Origin of the sequence: Bradyrhizobium retamae (assembly GCF_001440415.1) — a bacterium.
Lineage (GTDB): Bacteria > Pseudomonadota > Alphaproteobacteria > Rhizobiales > Xanthobacteraceae > Bradyrhizobium > Bradyrhizobium retamae.
In genome coordinates, this window is sequence record NZ_LLYA01000181.1 from 20,176 (window position 1) to 39,303 (window position 19,128).

The 19,128-nt window shown below is 63.5% G+C and carries 15 protein-coding genes; 9 read left to right on the forward strand and 6 right to left on the reverse strand.

Translation table 11 applies throughout. The annotated features are described in order from the left end of the window. Positions 1 to 205 precede the first annotated feature (205 nt). Positions 206 to 2,542 (forward strand): Tex family protein, encoded by a 2,337-nt coding sequence (locus CQ13_RS29245; RefSeq protein ID WP_057846293.1) that lies wholly within the window; start codon positions 206 to 208, stop codon positions 2,540 to 2,542. 172 nt (positions 2,543 to 2,714) lie between these two features. On the opposite strand, the gene glsA is transcribed toward CQ13_RS29245, so the two are convergent. From glsA to CQ13_RS29265, 4 genes are all read right to left on the reverse strand, one after another. Then, complete coding sequence (gene glsA / locus CQ13_RS29250) at positions 2,715 to 4,574, reverse strand: glutaminase A (protein WP_057846294.1); 1,860 nt, start codon at positions 4,572 to 4,574, stop codon at positions 2,715 to 2,717. 22 nt (positions 4,575 to 4,596) lie between these two features. Then, positions 4,597 to 6,663 carry a TRAP transporter permease gene (locus CQ13_RS29255; protein ID WP_057846295.1) on the reverse strand — a complete coding sequence of 689 codons (2,067 nt, stop codon included), beginning with the start codon at positions 6,661 to 6,663 and terminating at the stop codon, positions 4,597 to 4,599. A gap of 50 nt (positions 6,664 to 6,713) precedes the next feature. Beyond that, the gene (locus tag CQ13_RS29260) at positions 6,714 to 7,877 is read right to left on the reverse strand and encodes a TAXI family TRAP transporter solute-binding subunit (RefSeq protein WP_057846296.1); all 1,164 of its coding nucleotides are present in this window, start codon (positions 7,875 to 7,877) and stop codon (positions 6,714 to 6,716) included. A gap of 162 nt (positions 7,878 to 8,039) precedes the next feature. Next, the gene (locus CQ13_RS29265) at positions 8,040 to 8,261 is read right to left on the reverse strand and encodes an acyl-CoA carboxylase biotin carboxyl carrier protein subunit (protein WP_057846297.1); all 222 of its coding nucleotides are present in this window, start codon (positions 8,259 to 8,261) and stop codon (positions 8,040 to 8,042) included. A gap of 133 nt (positions 8,262 to 8,394) precedes the next feature. Between CQ13_RS29265 and CQ13_RS29270 the strand changes: the two genes are divergently transcribed. Then, a complete protein-coding gene (locus CQ13_RS29270; protein WP_057846298.1) occupies positions 8,395 to 9,372 on the forward strand; it encodes an IclR family transcriptional regulator in 978 nt (325 codons plus the stop codon). Next, on the forward strand, positions 9,302 to 10,861 hold the full coding sequence (locus CQ13_RS29275; protein WP_057846299.1) for an acyl-CoA carboxylase subunit beta: 1,560 nt from the start codon (positions 9,302 to 9,304) through the stop codon (positions 10,859 to 10,861). The genes CQ13_RS29270 and CQ13_RS29275 overlap by 71 nt, the downstream gene beginning before the upstream one ends. Positions 10,862 to 11,228: 367 nt before the next feature. Here the strand turns inward: CQ13_RS29275 and CQ13_RS29280 are convergent, their stop codons facing one another. Then, positions 11,229 to 11,999 carry an enoyl-CoA hydratase gene (locus CQ13_RS29280; RefSeq protein WP_057846300.1) on the reverse strand — a complete coding sequence of 257 codons (771 nt, stop codon included), beginning with the start codon at positions 11,997 to 11,999 and terminating at the stop codon, positions 11,229 to 11,231. 134 nt (positions 12,000 to 12,133) lie between these two features. Between CQ13_RS29280 and CQ13_RS29285 the strand changes: the two genes are divergently transcribed. Next, the gene (locus tag CQ13_RS29285; RefSeq protein ID WP_057846301.1) at positions 12,134 to 12,670 is read left to right on the forward strand and encodes a PaaI family thioesterase; all 537 of its coding nucleotides are present in this window, start codon (positions 12,134 to 12,136) and stop codon (positions 12,668 to 12,670) included. A 62-nt stretch (positions 12,671 to 12,732) separates the two neighbouring features. Next, complete coding sequence (locus CQ13_RS29290) at positions 12,733 to 13,347, forward strand: TetR/AcrR family transcriptional regulator (protein WP_057846302.1); 615 nt, start codon at positions 12,733 to 12,735, stop codon at positions 13,345 to 13,347. A 107-nt stretch (positions 13,348 to 13,454) separates the two neighbouring features. Here the strand turns inward: CQ13_RS29290 and CQ13_RS29295 are convergent, their stop codons facing one another. Beyond that, on the reverse strand, positions 13,455 to 14,369 hold the full coding sequence (locus tag CQ13_RS29295; RefSeq protein ID WP_057846303.1) for a LysR family transcriptional regulator: 915 nt from the start codon (positions 14,367 to 14,369) through the stop codon (positions 13,455 to 13,457). A 103-nt stretch (positions 14,370 to 14,472) separates the two neighbouring features. Here CQ13_RS29295 and CQ13_RS29300 point away from each other — a divergent pair, with 103 nt between their 5' ends. Genes CQ13_RS29300 through mmsB form a run of 4 tightly spaced genes read left to right on the forward strand, consistent with a single transcriptional unit; the run spans position 14,473 to position 19,126 of the window. Further along, a complete protein-coding gene (locus CQ13_RS29300; protein WP_057846304.1) occupies positions 14,473 to 15,969 on the forward strand; it encodes a CoA-acylating methylmalonate-semialdehyde dehydrogenase in 1,497 nt (498 codons plus the stop codon). 21 nt (positions 15,970 to 15,990) lie between these two features. Then, positions 15,991 to 17,136 (forward strand): isobutyryl-CoA dehydrogenase, encoded by a 1,146-nt coding sequence (locus tag CQ13_RS29305; protein ID WP_057846305.1) that lies wholly within the window; start codon positions 15,991 to 15,993, stop codon positions 17,134 to 17,136. Next, entirely contained in the window at positions 17,133 to 18,206 is a 1,074-nt protein-coding gene (locus CQ13_RS29310) for an enoyl-CoA hydratase/isomerase family protein (protein ID WP_057846306.1), read from the forward strand. Before CQ13_RS29305 ends, CQ13_RS29310 begins: the two co-directional genes overlap by 4 nt. Before the next feature lie 32 nt (positions 18,207 to 18,238). Further along, positions 18,239 to 19,126, forward strand: a complete 888-nt coding sequence (gene mmsB, locus CQ13_RS29315; RefSeq protein WP_057846307.1) for a 3-hydroxyisobutyrate dehydrogenase — start codon at positions 18,239 to 18,241, stop codon at positions 19,124 to 19,126. The last annotated feature ends 2 nt before the right edge of the window (positions 19,127 to 19,128 follow it).

Consider the following 19,128-nt stretch of genomic DNA (forward strand, 5'->3'; position numbering starts at 1 on the left):
CCCGTTTACACATTACAAGGCCATCAATCCACCCCTATCTCGGCGTGTTTTCCCTTGCGAATCCCGCGTGCGCGTTGGTGACCGATGGCCGATCCACAGATCAATTTCTTTCGTGCGGCGGGTTGAAAAATCGATCCGAGATGGTCCATAAGCGGCGTCCCCGCGGCCGGTCCTCCCGCCGCAATCGGCTTTGGAAAGAGGTCGCGTGGCAAATATCAATCGACAGATTGCGCAAGAGCTTGGCGTTCGCGAGGAGCAGATCGCGGCGACGGTCGAACTGCTGGACGGCGGCGCCACGGTGCCGTTCGTGGCGCGCTACCGCAAGGAAATCACCGGCGGGCTCGATGACGCGCAGTTGCGCACCCTGGAAGAGCGCCTGACTTACTTGCGCGAGCTCGAAGCCCGCCGGGTGGCTATCCTTGATTCGATCCGCGAGCAGGGCAAGCTCGATGCCGCGCTGGAAGCACAGATTATGGCGGCCGACACCAAGGGCCGCCTGGAAGACATCTACCTGCCGTTCAAGCCGAAGCGCCGCACCAAGGCCGAGGTTGCCAAGGAAGCCGGCCTCGAGCCGCTGTCCGAGCTGTTGCTGACCCAGCCGCAGAACGATCCGCAGGTCGTCGCTGCCGGCTTTGTCGACGCCGAAAAGCAGGTGGCGGACGTCGCAGCCGCCCTCGAAGGCGCCCGCGCCATTCTGGTGGAGCGATTCGCCGAAGACGCCGACCTGATCGGACGGCTGCGCGAGGAGATGTGGACCAGCGCTCTGATGATCTCCACGGTGCGCAAGGGCAAGAAGCTCGAAGGCGAGAAGTTCAAGGACTATTTCGATTTCAACCAGTCGCTGCAGAAGCTGCCTTCACACCGGATACTTGCGCTGTTCCGCGGCGAGAAGGAAGAAATTCTGGAGCTGCAGATACAGCCCGAGGCCAATGTGCCCGAGGCCGGCGTTCCCAGCGCCTATGAACTGAAGATCATGCAACGCTTTGGCATCACCGATCAGAAGCGCCCGGGTGATCGCTGGCTGGTGGACACCGCGCGCTGGGCGTGGCGGACCAAGATCCAGGTGCATCTCAACATCGACCTGCGGATGCGGTTGTGGACGGCCGCCGAGACCGAGGGCGTAAGGGTCTTTGCCTCGAACCTGCGAGACCTGCTGCTGGCGGCGCCGGCCGGCGCCCGTGTCACCATGGGGCTCGATCCCGGCTACCGCTCCGGCGTCAAGACCGCGATCGTCGATGCGACGGGCAAGGTGGTGGCGACCACAACGATCTATCCGCACGAGCCGCAGCGGCAATGGGATGCGGCACTGGCGACGCTCGGAAAACTCGCGGTCGCGCACCGCGTCGAGCTGATCGCGATCGGCAACGGCACCGCCTCGCGCGAGACCGACAAGCTGGCGACCGAGCTCGTCAAACTGCTGCCGGATCTCAAGATGTCGAAGATCGTGGTGTCGGAGGCCGGCGCGTCGGTCTACTCCGCCTCGGCCTTTGCATCGGAGGAGTTGCCGGAGCTCGACGTCACCTTGCGCGGTGCAGTGTCGATCGCGCGGCGCCTGCAGGACCCACTCGCCGAACTCGTCAAGATCGATCCGAAGGCGATCGGCGTCGGCCAATACCAGCACGACCTCGGCGAAGCCAAGCTGGCGCGTTCGCTCGATGCCGTGGTCGAAGATTGCGTCAACGCCGTTGGCGTCGATGCCAATACCGCTTCCGCGCCGTTGCTCGCGCGGGTGTCGGGCATCGGTGCGGGGCTCGCGCAAAGCATCGTGCAGCATCGCGACGCCAACGGACCGTTCAAGTCGCGCAAGCAGCTCAAGGAAGTGCCGCGGCTCGGACCCAAGGCGTTCGAGCAATGCGCCGGCTTCCTGCGCATCAACGATGGCGAAGACCCGCTGGATTCCTCCGGCGTGCATCCCGAAGCCTATCCGGTGGTGCGCCGGATTCTCGCCGCGACCAAGAGCGACATCAAGGCGCTGATCGGCAATGCCGATGTCGTGCGCCAGTTGAAGCCGCAGGCCTTTGTCGACGAAACCTTTGGCCTGCCGACGGTGACTGACATTCTGCGCGAACTGGAAAAGCCCGGCCGCGACCCGCGCCCGGCGTTCAAGGCCGCGGTGTTCAAGGAGGGTGTCGAGGAGATCAAGGATCTCAAGCGCGGCATGATCCTGGAAGGCACCGTTACCAACGTGGCGGCGTTCGGCGCTTTCGTCGATATCGGCGTCCACCAGGACGGGTTGGTGCACATCTCGGCGATGTCGAAAAATTTCATCAAGGATCCGCGCGAGGTGGTGAAGCCCGGCGACATCGTCAAGGTCAAGGTGCTGGAGGTCGAGGTCGCCCGCAAGCGCATTGCGTTGACGCTGCGGCTCGACGACGAAGTCGGCGCCAAGAATCCCAAACTGTCGGACAGCAAGATGCGTGAATATTCCAAGGCGTCGATGACGTCGTCCGCGCCGCGCAAGCCGCAGGAGCAGGGCGGCGCGCTCGCCGAGGCGCTGCGCCGCGCTGCGGAAAAGAACGGGCGGGGCAAAGCGGGGGCGTAGAATAGGCCGCATGCCGGGCTTCATCCTTCGAGACGCATCGCGTCGCGACGCTTCTCAGGATGAGGTCTGGCAGTGTCGAATCCGGGATACGAATCTATGACCCTCATGGTGAGGAGCCCGGCAGCGTCGGGCGTCTCGACCATGCGGCCCGTAACCGTGCCCCAAATCTAATCTACCCCGACGTCAGCAGCTCCAGCTTGGCGTTGGCGAGGATCAGCCGATCGGCCAGCAACTGCGCAAGGTTGCGCATGATGCGCTCGCCGGCGCGCGGATGCTGTTTCCGGAAGCGCTCGAAATCACTGAGTGAAACTTCATACGCGGTCGCGGCCATGTCGGCCAGCACGTCGGCGGAACGCTGCGGCTCCAGCAGCGCCATTTCGCCAAAGGGCATTCCCGCCGTCAATGTCGCCAGCCTCACTCCGTCGGGCAGGGTGACGTGGACTGCGCCGCTCCGCAAGAAGAACAGCGATGCGGCGGGGTCGCCGGCGGAGATGATCTTCTCGCCGGTTTTATAGGTCCGGATTGACGCGTGCGAGGCGAGATCGGTCAGTTCCTCGTCCGTCAGTCCCGCCAGCAGCGATTGCTCGGAGAGTTCGGTCGCCTCGAAGAAGTCGATGGCGCCGCCGTAGCGATAGACGAGCTGGTCTTCCGCCCATTCGATGGCGGCGTCGAGCAGATAATAGTTGCGGATATTGGTGAGACCTTCGGTCCATTCCGCGATCGCTTTCCAGTCCGGCGACGAGCGCCTGATGCCGGACAGAACCACCGTGACGTGGTGCGCGGCGAGCTCGCGGAATTCCTCGGCGAGCAGGCGGGCGCCGGCGCGGGTCATGGCGGTGACGCGGCGCAGGTCGAAAATGACCAATTGCGGGCGGGGCCTGGCCGCAAGCTGGCGCGAGACGTAATCGACGTTGGAAAATGACAGCGTCCCGACCAGCTCGATCACGCGGACATCCTGGTGGTGGGCGGCGAGGATGTTCTGCTCCTGCGCGCGCCGCACGCGCCGCGAGGGGCTGTTGCCGATGTCGTAATCGGCGATAATGCTGGTCCGCGCGTCGTCGCTGCGGTTAAGCATGTGAAGATCGTAATGTGACGATAGCGCCTCGCAGACCTTGATGCCGCGCACGCTGTTGCCGTGCTTGTCGAGTTTTGGCGAATAGCTGCCGAGCCCGAGCCGCGCCGGGAGTGCCGCGAGGATGCCGCCGCCAACCCCGCTCTTGGCGGGGATGCCGATACGGTAGATCCACTCTCCCGCATAGTCATACATGCCGGAGCTCGTCATCACGGAAAGCGTGCGCGAGATGGCATACGGCGTCATCACCTGCTCGCCGGTCACGGGATTGATGCCGCGGTTGGCGAGCGTCGCCGCCATCACCGCGATATCACGCGCCGTCACCAGGATGGCGCACTGCCGGAAATAGACCTCCAGCACGGCGGCCACGTTCTCCTTGATCACGGCGTTGGTGCGCAGGAGATAGCCGATCGCCCGGTTGCGGTCGCCGGTTGCGCTTTCGGAAGCATAGACGGCATCGTCGACGTCGAGCTCGCGCCCGGCAAACCGGCCCAGCGCCTGCCTGATGTATTCGAACGCCGCGTCTCCCTTGGCTTCGTGGATCAGACCGGAGCAGGAGATCGCGCCGGCATTGACCATCGGGTTGAAGGGATGGTTCTCGGCGTTGAGGCGGATCGAGTTGAAGGGATCGCCCGACGGCTCGACGCCGATGACGCTTTCGACCCGTGCTGCCCCCAGCGTGTCGAGCGCCAGCGCGAACACGAAGGGCTTTGACATCGACTGAATGGTGAAGGGGACCTGCGTGTCGCCGACTTCGTAGACATGGCCGTCGAGGGTGGCGAGGCTGATGCCGAAATGGGCAGGGTCGGCCTTGCCCAGTTCAGGGATGTAGTCGGCGACCGCGCCACCGGTCTCGGAGGTGAATTCGGCGTGGCAGGCTTTCAGGAACCGCAGCAAAGGCGGTTTCGAACTGGTCCAAGTTGCGGGACCGGCCGTGAACGGAGGAGGCGATTGTTTCATCGCCTCCTCTTGTGCAACGCAATCAGGGTGCGTGCAACCCGTTCGGCGGCGCCAGCGTCTGGCGCCGCACCAGCAGCAGCGCGACCAGCGCCGTGGGAATGAGAATGGCCAGACCGAGCAGGGTCACCTGCATCTGCGACAGCGGCATGATCCCGCCGCCCGGCGTCGCCACCACGAAGCCACCAACTACGAACAAGACCCGCAGCGGCCATTCCAATGTGCCGGCGGCTCTGAGGTCTCCGACAAAGACCTGATAGCCCTGAATGCCGCCGCAAATGAACAGGGTGCCGAACGCGGCCAGCCCCATCAACCCCAAGGCTGCGAGATACGGGTCTGGTCCTTGCAGCACCAGCGCCGGGTTCAACACGAAGAAGAACGGAATGAAGTAGATGATGCAGCCGACCCACATCGATTCCCACCCGGTCTTCATCGCCGGCGAGCCGGCGATGCCGGCCGCGGCAAAGGAAGCGATGGCGACCGGTGGCGTTATCGAGGACAGCATGCCCCAGTAAAAAATGAACATGTGCACGGCCATGCGGTTGAGGCCGAGCTTCTCCAGCGCAGGCGCCACCAGGATGGCGAGGAAGATATAGCAGGCGGTCGTCGTCAGCCCGAGCCCGAGAATGAGGCTGGTGACGGCGCACATGCCAAGCAAGAGAAACGCATTGTCACCGGCGATCCGCAACAGATCGTTGGCGAGGCTCGAGACCACGCCAGTCATCGAGAATGCGCCGATCAGAAGCCCGCAGCCGGCGAGAATGCCGACCAACTCGACGAAGGTGCGTCCGTTGACCTCCAGGAACTTGCTGATGGTCGTCGGCGTCCAGCGCGTATCCTTGGAGAAAAGCTGATTTAGCACCAGCAGCAGCGCGGTGGCGTAGAACGGCGCATGGCTCTCGCGCTTGAAGTACAAGAGCATCACGACCAGCAGCGCGATCACGAAGACGTAATACCAGCCGTCCTTGATCGTATCCCAGACCCTGGGCAGTTCGGCGCGCGGAATGCCCTTCAGGCCGTGGCGGGCCGCATAAGAGTCCACCTGCATGAACAGGCCGATGTAGTAGAGGGTCGCCGGAATGATCGCAGCAAGCGCGACGTCGGCGTAGCTGACGTTGAGGAATTGCGCGATGACGAACGCGGTCGCGCCCATCACCGGCGGCGCCAGCACCGCTCCCGTCGAGGCGCAGGCTTCGATGGCGCCGGCATAGGAGGCGCGGAAACCGCTCTTCTTCATGACGGGAATGGTCATGGTACCGGCGGTCAGCACGTTCGAGATGATCGAGCCCGACATCATGCCGAGCAGGCCGGACGCAAAGATGCAGACTTTTGCAGCGCCGCCACGGAAAGTACCACACAGGGCGAATGCCAGGTTGATAAAGAATTTTCCGGCGCCCGTCATCATCAGCGCGGTGCCGAAAACCAGGAAGCCGATCACGGTATCGGCGAAGGCCTGGATCGGGATCCCGAGCAGGCTTTCGCCCGACAGCACGTGATAGGACGTCGCCTGTTCCAGCGTCGATTGGGTGCCGCGAAACGGTCCCAGCCACTTCGCATCGGCGAACAGGGGATAGACCGTAAACGGCAGCACGCTCAGCAGCAGGCTCCAGCCGCCGGTGCGCCGCAACGCCTCCATCAGCACGACCCACATGATGACGCCGGCAACGATCACGTGGATCGGCGCGCCGCCGAATTCCCAGCCGGCTTCTGCCGCCTTGCGGACGCTGCGCATCAGGAGGATTGCGCAGGCGAAACTGGCGACAAACAGCAGGATGTCATACCAGGGAATTCGATCGAGCGGCGCGCCGCCGGTTCCCGGAAAGATCAGGAACGTGAACGGCAGCATCAGCGCGATCAGGAGATAGAAGTACTCGGTGTTGAGCTGGGTGTAGCCGAGGAAGAAGCGCAGGGAGAATTGCTGGTTGATGCACAGCAGGATGGTTACCGCGGTTGCAACCACCAGCGCCCAGCGCCACGCTCCGCGCAATGTCCGCACCCGCGTGACTTCGGCTTCCTGCATGTTGGCATGCGGGTCGTCGAACTCAATTCGTTTTGCAGGCGCGGCTACGCTATCACTCGCAGCAGGTGACATCATTCCCCCTAGACGGTATTCGCCTTAGGCCCCAGGCGAGTTAAGCAGCGCTATTCAAAGCCGTTGGGCATGTTCGCCTTTGCCAGCGCCGCGGCGCGCGCCTTCATCCAGCCTTCGAGAAACGCCTTGTCGTCCGATGGCGGGCTGGACTTGCCGTAGTCCGTCCATGCGGCGGCCAGCACTTGCTGGCGCTTCAGCAATTCCTTGTTGTAGGCTTCCTGCGCGTCGGTCCATTGACCGGTTTCCTTCAGCGCCCTGGCGGCGCCCGGATGCACCGGGACCACCCAGTTCTTGGTCTGGCGGTCGGCCGCAAGACCGGCTGCGCCCGGCGCGGAATCCTTGTAGGCGTCGTAGCCCGTGATCATCGCCTTGGTGATGGCATAGACTTCGTCGGCGGGCAGCGTCCCGTATGCCATGAAAATCGGGTAGGGATAGTTGCCGAGCTCGATCGGCTTGTCCTTGGAGATGCCGGCGCCGCAGGTCGCGACGTGCGGGAAGAAGAACGAACCGACCTTTTTCACGCGCTCCCAGCCGGCCTTGTCGTTGTGAGGCAAGGGCGGCCAGATGATGCCGCGCGGTGATGTCTCGAGTTCCTTCGCCGGGCCGGTGATGGTGGTGGCGAAGGCCGCGTCGACGTCGTTGTTGATCATACCCTTCCACATCGCGCCGTAGCTCGAGAACTCGACGACCTTGACGTCGCTTTGCTTGAGGTCGCCGAAAGCCAGGATGGCGAGCGCGTTCTGATTCAGCGCCGGCGAACCGACCACAAAGCCCACGCGCTTGCCCTTGAGCTGCTTGATCTCGGTCACACCGGTATCCTTGGCGACGCCGAGCGTGGCGGCGTTGCAATCGACCGAGGACAGCACGAGCTGCAGCGGCTGCGGACCCCATTCCTTGGTGCCGAACTCGAACACGCCTTCCTGGGCGAAATAGGTGCCGGAGCCCATCGCGGACATGGCCGCGCGCTTGGCGCGCAGCGGCGCCAGTCGCGCCACGTCATTGCCGGCCGGCAGCACGCGAACATCGGTGCCGTATTTGTCCTTCATCATCTTGCCGACGCCGACGGCGATGTTGAAGCCCGCGGTGCCGGTGTCATAGGCAGTGACCACCATGGTCGGCGGCAGCTTGACGTCTTCCGCATAAGCCGCCGGCAAGGTCAGCCATGAGATGCCTGCAAGGGCGAGTGGCGCGAGCGCCTTCAAGCGGTAGGTCATAGTTTTTCCCCTCAGATTGTTTCGCTATGCGAAAATTCTCTCGTTAGCATTGATCATGTCATCGGCGGCTGGCGATGGCAACGTCACGTGCGTACACGTCAATACCAGAGCCGGACAGATTGTCGCGGAACTCGTTCCAAAAAAGTTTATGCCGTGATCCGGTTAAGCTTCGATGATCGCGACAACCTGTCCTTCGGCGATAACGTCGTCGAGTTTGACCAGGATGGCCTTGATCTTTCCGGCCGTCGTCGACGTGACCGGAATTTCCATCTTCATGGCTTCGACGAAAGCGATCTCGTCGCCGTCGCCGACGTTGCCACCAGTTGCGACGGGAAGCGCGCACACGCGTCCGGCGACTTCGGTGACAATCTTGATCTCTGGCATTTCCGTTCTCCCGGGGACCGTCTGACGGACTGACTGTCCTCGTGAACGGCTTTTTGTTGTGGCCGCAGATTGCCTGAGGTAGTTTGTTCTGCAAGTGGAATTTTATTCCGCAGGGCGGAATGGAGCCATAACAATGGGAAGACGCTCGGAACGGCTTAGCAAACAGGGAATGCTCGCCAGCGATCTGGCAGGCGAGGGCGATGTGATCCAGGTGGTGTCGCGGGCGTTCGACGTCTTGCGCTGCTTCGAGGGTCATGAAGCGAGACTAGGCAATCTGGAGATTTCCAGCCGCTGTGGCCTGCCGCGGTCGACGGTATCGCGGCTCACCCACACGCTGACGCGGATGGGCCAACTCGTCTATCTGCCGCGCGACCAGAAATACCGCATCGGTCCAAGCGCGGTGGCGATGAGCACCTCGATGATGAAGGGGTTGCAGCTTCGCAATCTGATCAGGCTGCGTCTGCAGGACGTCGCCGATCAATTGCCAGGCACCGTCGGCTTCGTGATTCCCGATCGCTATCACCTCGTCTATCTCGAATTCGCGCGCGCGGCGAACGCGCTCGGCCTGCACGAAGGCACCGGCAGCCGCATCTCCATGACGAGTACCGCGGCCGGCTTTGCCTACACCGCAGCGCTCGACACCGATGTCGGCGACGCTTTGATCGCCGAAATGGAGCGCGAGATCCCGGCAGACGCGGCGCTGTTGAAGGCGCGCATCGAAGACAACCGGCGCCATTTGCGCGAACACGGCTATGTCGTGGGCTGCGGCACCTGGAGCCCGCATATCAACGGATGCGCGGTGCCGGTGTGGTCGCCGCAATATCAAACCTTTGTCGTCGTGACGATCGGCCTTCTCGCCGCGATGTTCGACGAGGAGCGGTTGCACCGGGAAGTGGCGCCGCAGATGCTCGAACTCGGCGCTGCGATCGGCGGCCTGCTGGAAGGCGCCGAGGGCGACATCTTCGCCAACCGGATTGAAAGAAAGCCGCTTCCGGTGCCGGCCCATAATAACAACAAGATCATCAAGACGGAGGATACGGATGAACTGGAAGCCGGAGCTCGACGAGCTCGCTCGGCGCGAAGCGTTCGCGCGCGAGATGGGAGGCGTTGACAAGGTCAAGCGCCAGCATGACCAGGGCCGGCTCACGGTTCGTGAGCGCATCGACAAACTGATCGACAAGAATTCCTTCCACGAGATCGGCGCGATTTCCGGCATCGCCGAATACGACGAAAACAGTGAACTCAAGCACCTGACGCCGGCCAACTGCGTGTTCGGCCGCGGCAGGATCGACGGCCGCACCGTGGTTGTCGTCGGCGACGATTTCACCGTGCGCGGCGGCTCGGCCGACGCCTCGATCTCGGCCAAGCCGCTGATGGCCGAGGAGATGGCGCATGATTTTCGCCTGCCGATCATCCGCGTCATCGAAGGCTCGGGCGGCGGCGGCTCGGTAAAGACGATCGAGACGCGCGGCGCTGCGAATCTGCCCGGTGGGGTCGGCGGCACGCGCTGGTATTGGTTCACGACGGCGAACATGGCGCGCGTGCCTGTGGTCGCGCTCGGGCTCGGTTCGGTCGCAGGCCTTGGCGCGGCGCGGCTTGCCGCTAGCCATTATTCCGTCATGACCCGAAATTCCGCGATGTTCGTCGCCGGCCCGCCGGTCGTAAAACGCCTCGGCCAGGACCTGACGAAACAGGAACTCGGTGGCGCCGAGATCCAGACCCGCGCCGGCGGCGTCGATGATGCCGTCGATACCGAGGAGGAGGCGTTCGAACGCGCCAGGCGTTTTCTGTCCTATCTGCCGTCCTCGGTATACGACCTGCCGCCGACCACGGCCTGCAGCGACGATCCCGAACGCGCGGAAGAATCGCTTTTGAACGCGGTGCCGCGCAATCGCCGCCAGGTCTACAAGATGCGCCCGATCATCAACGCCGTCGTCGACAAGGGCTCGTTCTTCGAAGTGAACGCCAATTTCGGTCGCCCGATCATCACGGGCCTTGCCCGGTTCGAGGGCCGTGCGGTGCTGCTGCTCGCCAGCGATCCTTTCCACTATGGCGGGTCGTGGACGGCGGAAGCCTGCCAGAAGGTGATGCGCTGGGTCGATTTCGCCGAGACCTTCCATCTTCCGGTGGTTTACCTAATGGATTGTCCCGGCTTCATGATCGGGCTCGAGGCCGAGAAGTCGGCGACCATCCGGCACGGCGTGCGGGCGATGGCGGCGGTCAACCAGTCGACCGTGCCCTGGTGCACCATCATCGTGCGCAACGCGTTCGGCGTCGCCGGCGTCGTGCACCAGCCGGCCAACCGCTACTCGATGCGCTATGCCTGGCCGTCGGGCTATTGGGGCTCGCTGCCGCTCGAAGGCGGCATCGAGGCCGCCTACCGCGCCGATATCGACGGGTCGGATGATCCGGCCGCGAAATTGAACGAGATCGAGGACCGCCTCAACAAGCTGCGCTCGCCGTTCCGCTCCGCCGAGAAATTCTGGGTCGAGGAGGTGATCGACCCGCGCAAGACGCGTTCGCTGCTGTGCGAGTTCGCGCGGCTCGCCGAACCGATCCGCACCGTCGGTCCGCCAAGCAACATGTCGACGCGGCCGTAGGCTGCGAGGGGCGCAGGAATCGTAGGTAGGCAAAGCGCAGCGTGCCCACCATTCAGGTGTGGTGATCGCGGATGGATGGTGGGCACGGCGCAAGCGCCTTCGCCCACCCTCCAGAAGTTCTGGATCCTGTTCGCCACCTTCTTCATCTGCGGGGCCTTCCCTCATTTCAGGACATGACGACGCCAGCGGCGATCCGCGCAAGCCGGATATTGAATTATGAATATAATATTATACGCAACAGTATCGCAACCAAGCGATCCGATCAAAAATCTCACCGTCTGCATGAGAGAAATTGATGGGCCGGCAGGGTGCGAGCCGCCGCCACCGCAGCCCGTCGAGGGCGGCAGGCCTCATGCGTCCCCTCCGTCTATTTCTTGCGGTCGAGAAATCCCTGCATCAGCCGCTGCGGCTCGCCCGTCAGAAAGGACTTTCCGAATGTGCCGACGCTCAAGTTGATGGATACGGTCAACGGCAGTTCCTCCCATTGCCGCAACAAGTCCTTCTGCGAACGCAGCGCTTCGGGCCCGCATTCGAGCAGCGCCTTCACCGTATGCTCGACCGCGGCATCGAGCCCGCCTTCCTTGGCGACCACGTTGACCAGGCCCCAGGCGAGCGCGGTGGGCGCGTCGATATTTTCTGCCGTCATGACCAGCCAGCGGGCGCGGCCCCAGCCGATCAGCCGCGGCAGCAGCGCGGCATGGATCACCGAGGGGATGCCGACGCGCACTTCCGGCATCCCGAATTTGGCATTGTGGGCCGCAATCCGGAAATCGCAGGCGGCGGCGACTTCCAGTCCACCACCGAGGCACCAGCCGGGAAGCCGCGCGATCACCGGCGCCGGAAAGTGGCGCACGGCCTCGCAGAGGTCGCGCAGCCGCATGATGAAGGCTTCCGCCGACTTTTGGTCGAGCTTCGCCATCTCCTTGATGTCGGCGCCGCCGATCATGCTCTTCTCGCTCTGGCCGGCGAGGATGACCGCTCGAATGGCGTTGTCGCCAGCGAGCCGCTCGAACCCTTCGCGCACGCCGTCGGTGACGGCGGAGGAGAGGATGTTGAGAGGCCCCGCATTGCAGATCGCGAGGCGAACGACGCCTCTGTCGTCGCGGTCGATGCCGCAGTGAGGGTTGAGCATTTCCATTCTGTTTTCCGGGCTTGTTCTGGTCGGTGATCTCACTTCCGGGAGACTGCGCCGACTTGTCAAGGGCGGGCGAGGGGCATTGCGCGACCGCTCGCACCGATATAGAATTATGATCATCATCTAAAGGGGCCGCCATGACTATGACCGAGACTGTCGATCTGTTTTCGTTCGATATGCGCAGGCATCGGGTGGTGGAATGGCAGGCGCCCGGGCCGATTGCCCGGGCGGCATCCGGAATGTCCGGGCTCGAGACCATGTGCGCGATCCGCGACGGCATCCTGCCACCGCCGCCGATGGCGCGGCTGATCGGTTTCGAGATGCGCATCGCCGAGCCCGGCCGGATTGTGATGGAACTGGATCCGGATGAAAGCCTCGAAAACACCATCGGACTGCTCCACGGCGCGACGGCCGCGGCGCTCCTGGATACTGCCATGGGTTGTGCCATCACCACCATGCAGCCGGCGGGGCAGACCTCGGTTACGCTGGACCTCAAGCTGACCTATCTGCGGCCGTTGTCGGTGCGGTCGGGCGCGATCTCGGCGGAAGGCAAGGTGATAAAATTCGGCCGCCAAACCAGCTATGCCGAAGGCTTCGTCCGCGACCGTGTGGGCAATCTTGCAGTGCACGCAACCGGAACGTTCACGATGATCGGCGTTGAAAAGGCGAATTAGATGCAGCTTTTCCTGCTCATAACTGTTATTATATGACCAGGGACATTTAATGGGATGCGTTGATGCGTTATTCGAGAGAGCACAAGCAGGAGACCCACGCACGGATCGTGAAAAAAGCCTCGGTGCGGCTTCGCGAAAAGGGTGCGCATGGCATCGGCGTCGCCGACCTGATGAAGGAAGCGGGCCTGACCCATGGCGGCTTCTACGCGCATTTCGATTCCCGCGAGGCGCTCGTGATCGAGGCTTTTGCCTATGCGATGGACCGCTCGGTCGAGCACTGGCGAAAAATCGCCGCTGAAACGCCGCCGGAGAAGCGGCTGTCGACGATCATCGATTCCTACGTCTCGACGGTTCATCGCGACGATCCCGGCCGCGGTTGCGCCGTTACGACGTTAGGTGCCGAGATCGCCCGGGAAAGCGCGAAGACGCGCAAGGCCTTTGCCGCCAAGCTGGAGCAGTTGATCGATGTGATCGCCGACCAGGTTCCCGACGTGCCGCGCAAGACGGCTCGCCGGCAGGCGATGGGCACGCTGGCGACGATGATGGGTACGCTGGTGATGTCGCGCGTGGCCGGCAGCGGCGAGCTGTCCGACGAAATTCTCCTCGCCGGCCGCGAGGCGGCGCTGACGCGCGCCGAGGCGAAGCCGGCCGCGAAGAAGACGCGGAAGGTGAATTAGGCGGAGAATGGTAGGGTGGGCAAAGCCCAGCGTGCCCACCATTCCAGCCGACGCGCGAGAAGATGGTGGACACGCTTCGCTTTGCCCACCCTACAGCTCACTCGAGCTCACCGCCCGCCAAACAGCGCGCGCTCGCTTTCCACCGTCTCGTGGATGTAGTCGGCCACCGCCCTGATCCGCGCCAGGTCCTTGCTGTCGGCGTGCATCAGCATCCAGAACGTACGCGAGATCCTGACCTCGTCGGGCAGCACCGCGCGCAGTTCGGCATGCGCCTTCGCCATGAAATGCGGCAGCACCGCAATGCCGAAGCCGGCAATGGTGGCGTTGAGCTGCGCGATCAGATTGGCGCTGCGGAATTTGGCCGAGATCTTCGGCGAAACTTGGGGCAGGTAATCCAGCTCGGGCGTGAACAGCAGTTCCTCGATGTAGCCGACGAAGCGATGCCCTGGCAGGTCGCCGCGCGATACGATTTTCGGTGCCCGGTCGAGATAGGACGGCGCGGCATAGAGCCCGAGGCTGTAGTCAAGGAGCTTGCGCCCGACGATCCGGCCCTCCTTGGGCATGGAGAGGCTGATCGCGATGTCGGCCTCGCGCTTCGACAGGCTGAACAGGCGCGCGGTGGCGACGAGCTGCAGGTCGAGATCGGGATACCGCTCGGTGAATTTCAGAAGCCGCGCCGCCAGGAAATGGCTGCCGAACCCGTCGGGGGCGCCGATCCGGACCGTGCCGGTGAGCTGGGCGCGCGAGCCGCCGACCGCCTCCTGGTTGGCGACGATGGTGGATTCCATCGCTTCGGCACTGTCGGCGACGCGCTGGCCGGCTTCGGTCAGGAGGTAGCCGGTCTTGCGGCGGTTGAACAGTTTTGCGGAGAGGTGCCGTTCCAGCCGGTCGACACGGCGAATTACGGTGGCATGATCAACCGACAGCTGCTTGGCGGCAGCGGAAACCGAGCCGCCGCGGACGATCGCCAGCACGAAACGGAAGTCATCCCAGTCGATCGTCTTGATGCCTTGATCCAGCATTTCCGCACATCTATGGTGCAATATATCGGACTTGTATCCCAAGAAATGCAGGTCAAAAAGGGGCTCGAAAGCGATCCCAGACGGGACCTTAGGGAGATCATTCATGCGTTCAATCGGACACTTTATCGGCGGCAAAGAGGTCAAGGGAACGTCCGGCCGGGCGGCCGACGTGTTTGAGCCGATGACCGGCGACGTCCAGGCCAAGGTGGCGCTGGCCTCAAGAGCGGAAGTCCGCGCGGCCGTCGAGAACGCCGCGCTTGCCCAGCCCGAATGGGCCAACACCAATCCGCAGCGCCGCGCGCGGGTGATGATGAAGTTCGTCGAACTGGTGCAGCGCGACTATGACAAGCTCGCCGAGCTGTTGGCGCGCGAGCACGGCAAGACCGTTCCCGACGCCAAGGGCGACATCCAGCGCGGCCTCGAAGTCGCGGAATTCGCCTGCGGCATTCCGCATTTGATGAAGGGCGAATACACTGAAGGCGCCGGCCCCGGCATCGACATCTACTCCCTGCGCCAGCCGCTGGGCGTCGTCGCCGGCATCACGCCGTTCAATTTCCCGGCGATGATCCCGATGTGGAAGTTCGCGCCCGCGATCGCCTGCGGCAACGCCTTTATCCTCAAGCCTTCGGAGCGCGATCCCGGCGTGCCGATGCGGCTGGCCGAATTGATGATGGAAGCGGGGCTGCCGCCCGGCATCCTCAACGTCGTCAACGGCGACAAGGAAGCCGTCGACGCCATTCTCGACGACCCCGATATCAAGGCGATCGGCTTCGTCGGCTCGACGCCGATCGCGCAATACATCTATGAGCGCGCCGCCCAGACCGGCAAGCGCTGCCAGTGTTTTGGCGGGGCCAAGAACCACGCCATCGTGATGCCCGACGCCGACATGGATCAGACCGTCGACGCGCTGATCGGGGCCGGTTACGGCTCGGCCGGCGAGCGCTGCATGGCGGTCTCCGTCGCCGTTCCCGTCGGCAAGACCACCGCCGACCGCCTGATGGAAAAGCTGATCCCGCGCGTGGAGTCGCTCAAGATCGGAACCTCGGTCGATCCGTCCGCCGATTACGGCCCGCTGGTCACCCGCGAAGCGGTCGAGAAGGTGAAGAACTACATCGATATCGGCATCAAGGAAGGGGCCACGCTCGCCGTCGACGGCCGCGGCTTCAAGATGCAGGGTTACGAGAAGGGTTTTTATCTCGGCGGCTCGCTGTTCGACAACGTCACCAAGGACATGCGGATCTACAAGGAAGAGATTTTTGGCCCGGTGCTCTCGGTGGTGCGCGCCCATGACTACAAGGAAGCCCTCGCGCTGCCGTCCGAACATGATTACGGCAACGGCGTTGCGATCTTCACCCGCGATGGCGACGCGGCGCGTGACTTTGCGGCCCGCGTCAATGTCGGCATGGTTGGCATCAACGTGCCGATCCCGGTGCCGATCGCCTACTACACCTTCGGCGGCTGGAAGAAGTCGGGGTTCGGCGACCTCAACCAGCACGGTCCGGACTCGGTCCGCTTCTACACCAAGACCAAGACGGTGACCTCGCGCTGGCCGTCCGGCGTCAAGGAAGGCGCGGAGTTCTCGATTCCGTTGATGAAGTAAGCCCGTTAGCGCGAGCGCAAGATGCAGTTCGCCCTCAACGAGGATCAAATCGCGGTTCGCGACATGGCGCGAGCGTTTGCGGCCGAGAAAATCGCGCCGCACGCGCTGCGCTGGGACGAAGAGAAACATTTTCCTGTTGACGTGATGCGCGAGGCCGCGGGCCTCGGCATGGGCGGCATCTACATCAAGGACGACGTCGGCGGTTCCGCGATGACACGCTTCGACGCGGCGCTGATCTTCGAGGCGCTGGCGACCGGCTGTCCGACGGTGTCGGCCTTCATCTCGATCCACAACATGGCGTCCTGGATGATCGATGCCTATGGCAATTACAGCCAGCGGCAAAAGTGGTTGCCGAAGCTCTGCACCATGGAGCTGCTGGCAAGCTATTGCCTGACCGAACCGGGCTCCGGCTCGGACGCCGCGGCACTCCGCACCCGCGCCGTGCGCGACGGCGATCATTACGTGCTCAACGGCCAGAAACAGTTCATCTCGGGTGCTGGCGGCGGCGATCTCTACGTCGTGATGGTGCGGACCGGCGGCGACGGGCCCGGCGGCATCTCGACGCTGATCATTCCGGCCGAAACGCCCGGTGTCTCGCTCGGCGCCAACGAGCGCAAGATGGGCTGGAACGCGCAGCCCACGCGCGCGGTGATGTTTGAGAACGCCCGCGTGCCGGTCGAGAACCGGCTGGGTGAGGAGGGCATCGGCTTCAAGATCGCGATGGCCGGGCTCGACGGCGGCCGCCTCAATATCGCGGCGTGCTCGCTCGGCGGCGCGCAGAGCGCGCTCGACAAGTCGCTCGCTTACATGAAGGAGCGAAAAGCCTTCGGCAAACGTCTCGATGAATTCCAGGCGCTGCAGTTCCGCCTCGCCGACATGGCGACCGAGCTGGAAGCGGCGCGGACCTTTGTCTGGCGCGCGGCCGCTGCGCTCGACCGCAAGGATCCCGACGCCACCATGCTGTGCGCGATGGCAAAACGTTTTGGCACCGATGTCGGCTTCGAGGTCGCCAACCAGGCGCTGCAACTGCATGGCGGCTACGGCTACTTGAGCGAATACGGCATCGAGAAGATCGTGCGCGACCTGCGCGTGCACCAGATCCTGGAAGGCACCAACGAAATCATGCGGCTGATCGTGTCGCGCAAGCTGATCGAGGGCGCGCGATGACGGATGCGGCCATTGCAGACGGCGACGTGATCGCGCGCAAGGAAGGCACGGCCGGCATCATCCGCCTGAACCGGCCGAAGGCGATCAATGCCGTGACGCTGGAGATGTTCCACGACATCGACAAGGCGCTCGATGTCTTCGAGGCGGATCCTGATATTGCGGTGATCGTGCTGGAGGGTGCCGGCGAACGCGGCCTTTGCGCTGGCGGCGACATCCGCGCGCTCTGGGAAAGCTCCAAGGTCAAGGGCGATCTCGGCAAGATCCTGTGGCGGGACGAATACATCCTCAACGCCCGCATCAAGAAGTTCCCAAAACCCTATGTCGCCTTCATGGATGGCATCGTGATGGGCGGCGGCGTCGGGCTCTCCGCGCACTCGAGTCATCGCGTCGTCACCGAGAAGACGAAGCTCGCGATGCCCGAGGTCGGCCTCGGCTTCTTCCCTGACGTCGGCGGTACCTGGCTGTTGTCGCATTCGCCGGGCGAGATCGGCACCTATTTTGGATTGACCGGGCAGACCATGAACGGTCCGGATGCCATTCATGCAAGGTTTGCCGATGCGGTGGTGCCGTCATCAAAACTGCCGGCCTTGCGCGAGGCATTGACGAAGGTTCAATCCGGCACGACATCGGCTGACATCAGGAAGCTGATCGACGGCTTCTCGACTGGAGAGACGGCCGGGCCGGTCGCCGCGCAGCAGGTGAAGATCGATGCGTTGTTCTCCCACGACCGCATGGAAGACATTATCGCGGCGCTGCAGCGCGATGGTTCTGATTTCGCGCAGGCGACGCTGAAGACGCTGAACGAAAAGTCGCCGCGCGGCATGGTCGTGACGCTCAAGCTGCTGCGGCTGGCGCGCAGCGCGCGCTCGCTGGAGGAATGCCTGGTGCGGGAATATCGCGCCGCGCTGGAAGTGTTCGCGAGCGACGATTTTCGCGAGGGCGTGCGCGCCGCCGTCATCGACAAAGACCGCAATCCGAAATGGTCGCCGCCGAGAATCGAAGACGTGACGCCGGAAATGGTCGCGGCTTATTTCGCCGAGGTCGGCGCTGACGAACTCAGATTTCCCTGATCAGAACAAGAAAGTTTAGCGGAGGATTCGAGATGGCAAATATCGCATTCATTGGCCTCGGCAATATGGGCGGTCCGATGGCGGCCAATCTGGTCAAGACCGGCCACAAGGTGACCGCGTTCGATCTGGTCGAAGCCTCGCGCGACCAGGCCAAGGCCGACGGCGCCGCGATCGCCGAGAGTTCGGTCGCTGCCGTCAAGGGCGTCGATGTCGTCATCACCATGCTGCCGGCGGGCAAGCACGTGCTGTCGGTCTGGAACGAAGTGGTCCCTGTGATGACCAAGGGCACGCTGATCATCGATTGCTCGACCATCGACGTCGAAAGCGCCAAGCAGGCGCACGCGCTGGCGGCAAAGCACGGCATGCTCTCGGTCGATGCGCCGGTCTCAGGCGGAACCGGCGGTGCCAAGGGCGCGACGCTGACCTTCATGTGTGGCGGCGAGGAAAAGGCGTTTGCTGCAGCGAAACCGGTGTTGGAGAACATGGGCAAGAAGATCGTCCACTGCGGCGGCGCCGGCGCGGGGCAGGCGGCCAAGATCTGCAACAACATGATCTTGGGGATTTCCATGATCGGCGTCGGCGAGGCCTTTGCGCTCGCCGAAAAGCTGGGCCTGTCGCATCAGGCGCTGTTCGATGTCGCCTCGACCTCATCGGGGCAATGCTGGGCGCTGACGTCCTATTGCCCGGTGCCCGGCCCGGTGCCGACTTCGCCCGCTAACAACGGTTATAAGCCGGGATTCGCGTCGGCCCTGATGGTGAAGGATCTGACACTGGCGCAGGATGCGGCCAATGCCGCGGGCGCGGTGACGCCGCTCGGCAAGCACGCGCAGGAGATCTATAAGGCCTTCGATGCCGCGGGGCACGGCGGGGTGGATTTTTCCGGGATTATCCAGCACGTTAGGAGTCTCGCTGCGAAATAACG

Bases quoted from the DNA above. Each gene is read 5' to 3' on its own strand.
- glsA (WP_057846294.1), bottom strand. From the start codon at position 4,574: ATGAAACAATCGCCTCCTCCGTTCACGGCCGGTCCCGCAACTTGGACC.
- CQ13_RS29255 (WP_057846295.1), bottom strand. From the start codon at position 6,663: ATGTCACCTGCTGCGAGTGATAGCGTAGCCGCGCCTGCAAAACGAATT.
- CQ13_RS29260 (WP_057846296.1), bottom strand. From the start codon at position 7,877: ATGACCTACCGCTTGAAGGCGCTCGCGCCACTCGCCCTTGCAGGCATC.
- CQ13_RS29265 (WP_057846297.1), bottom strand. From the start codon at position 8,261: ATGCCAGAGATCAAGATTGTCACCGAAGTCGCCGGACGCGTGTGCGCG.
- CQ13_RS29270 (WP_057846298.1), top strand. From the start codon at position 8,395: ATGGGAAGACGCTCGGAACGGCTTAGCAAACAGGGAATGCTCGCCAGC.
- CQ13_RS29275 (WP_057846299.1), top strand. From the start codon at position 9,302: ATGAACTGGAAGCCGGAGCTCGACGAGCTCGCTCGGCGCGAAGCGTTC.
- CQ13_RS29280 (WP_057846300.1), bottom strand. From the start codon at position 11,999: ATGGAAATGCTCAACCCTCACTGCGGCATCGACCGCGACGACAGAGGC.
- CQ13_RS29285 (WP_057846301.1), top strand. From the start codon at position 12,134: ATGACTATGACCGAGACTGTCGATCTGTTTTCGTTCGATATGCGCAGG.
- CQ13_RS29290 (WP_057846302.1), top strand. From the start codon at position 12,733: ATGCGTTATTCGAGAGAGCACAAGCAGGAGACCCACGCACGGATCGTG.
- CQ13_RS29295 (WP_057846303.1), bottom strand. From the start codon at position 14,369: ATGCTGGATCAAGGCATCAAGACGATCGACTGGGATGACTTCCGTTTC.
- CQ13_RS29300 (WP_057846304.1), top strand. From the start codon at position 14,473: ATGCGTTCAATCGGACACTTTATCGGCGGCAAAGAGGTCAAGGGAACG.
- CQ13_RS29305 (WP_057846305.1), top strand. From the start codon at position 15,991: ATGCAGTTCGCCCTCAACGAGGATCAAATCGCGGTTCGCGACATGGCG.
- CQ13_RS29310 (WP_057846306.1), top strand. From the start codon at position 17,133: ATGACGGATGCGGCCATTGCAGACGGCGACGTGATCGCGCGCAAGGAA.
- mmsB (WP_057846307.1), top strand. From the start codon at position 18,239: ATGGCAAATATCGCATTCATTGGCCTCGGCAATATGGGCGGTCCGATG.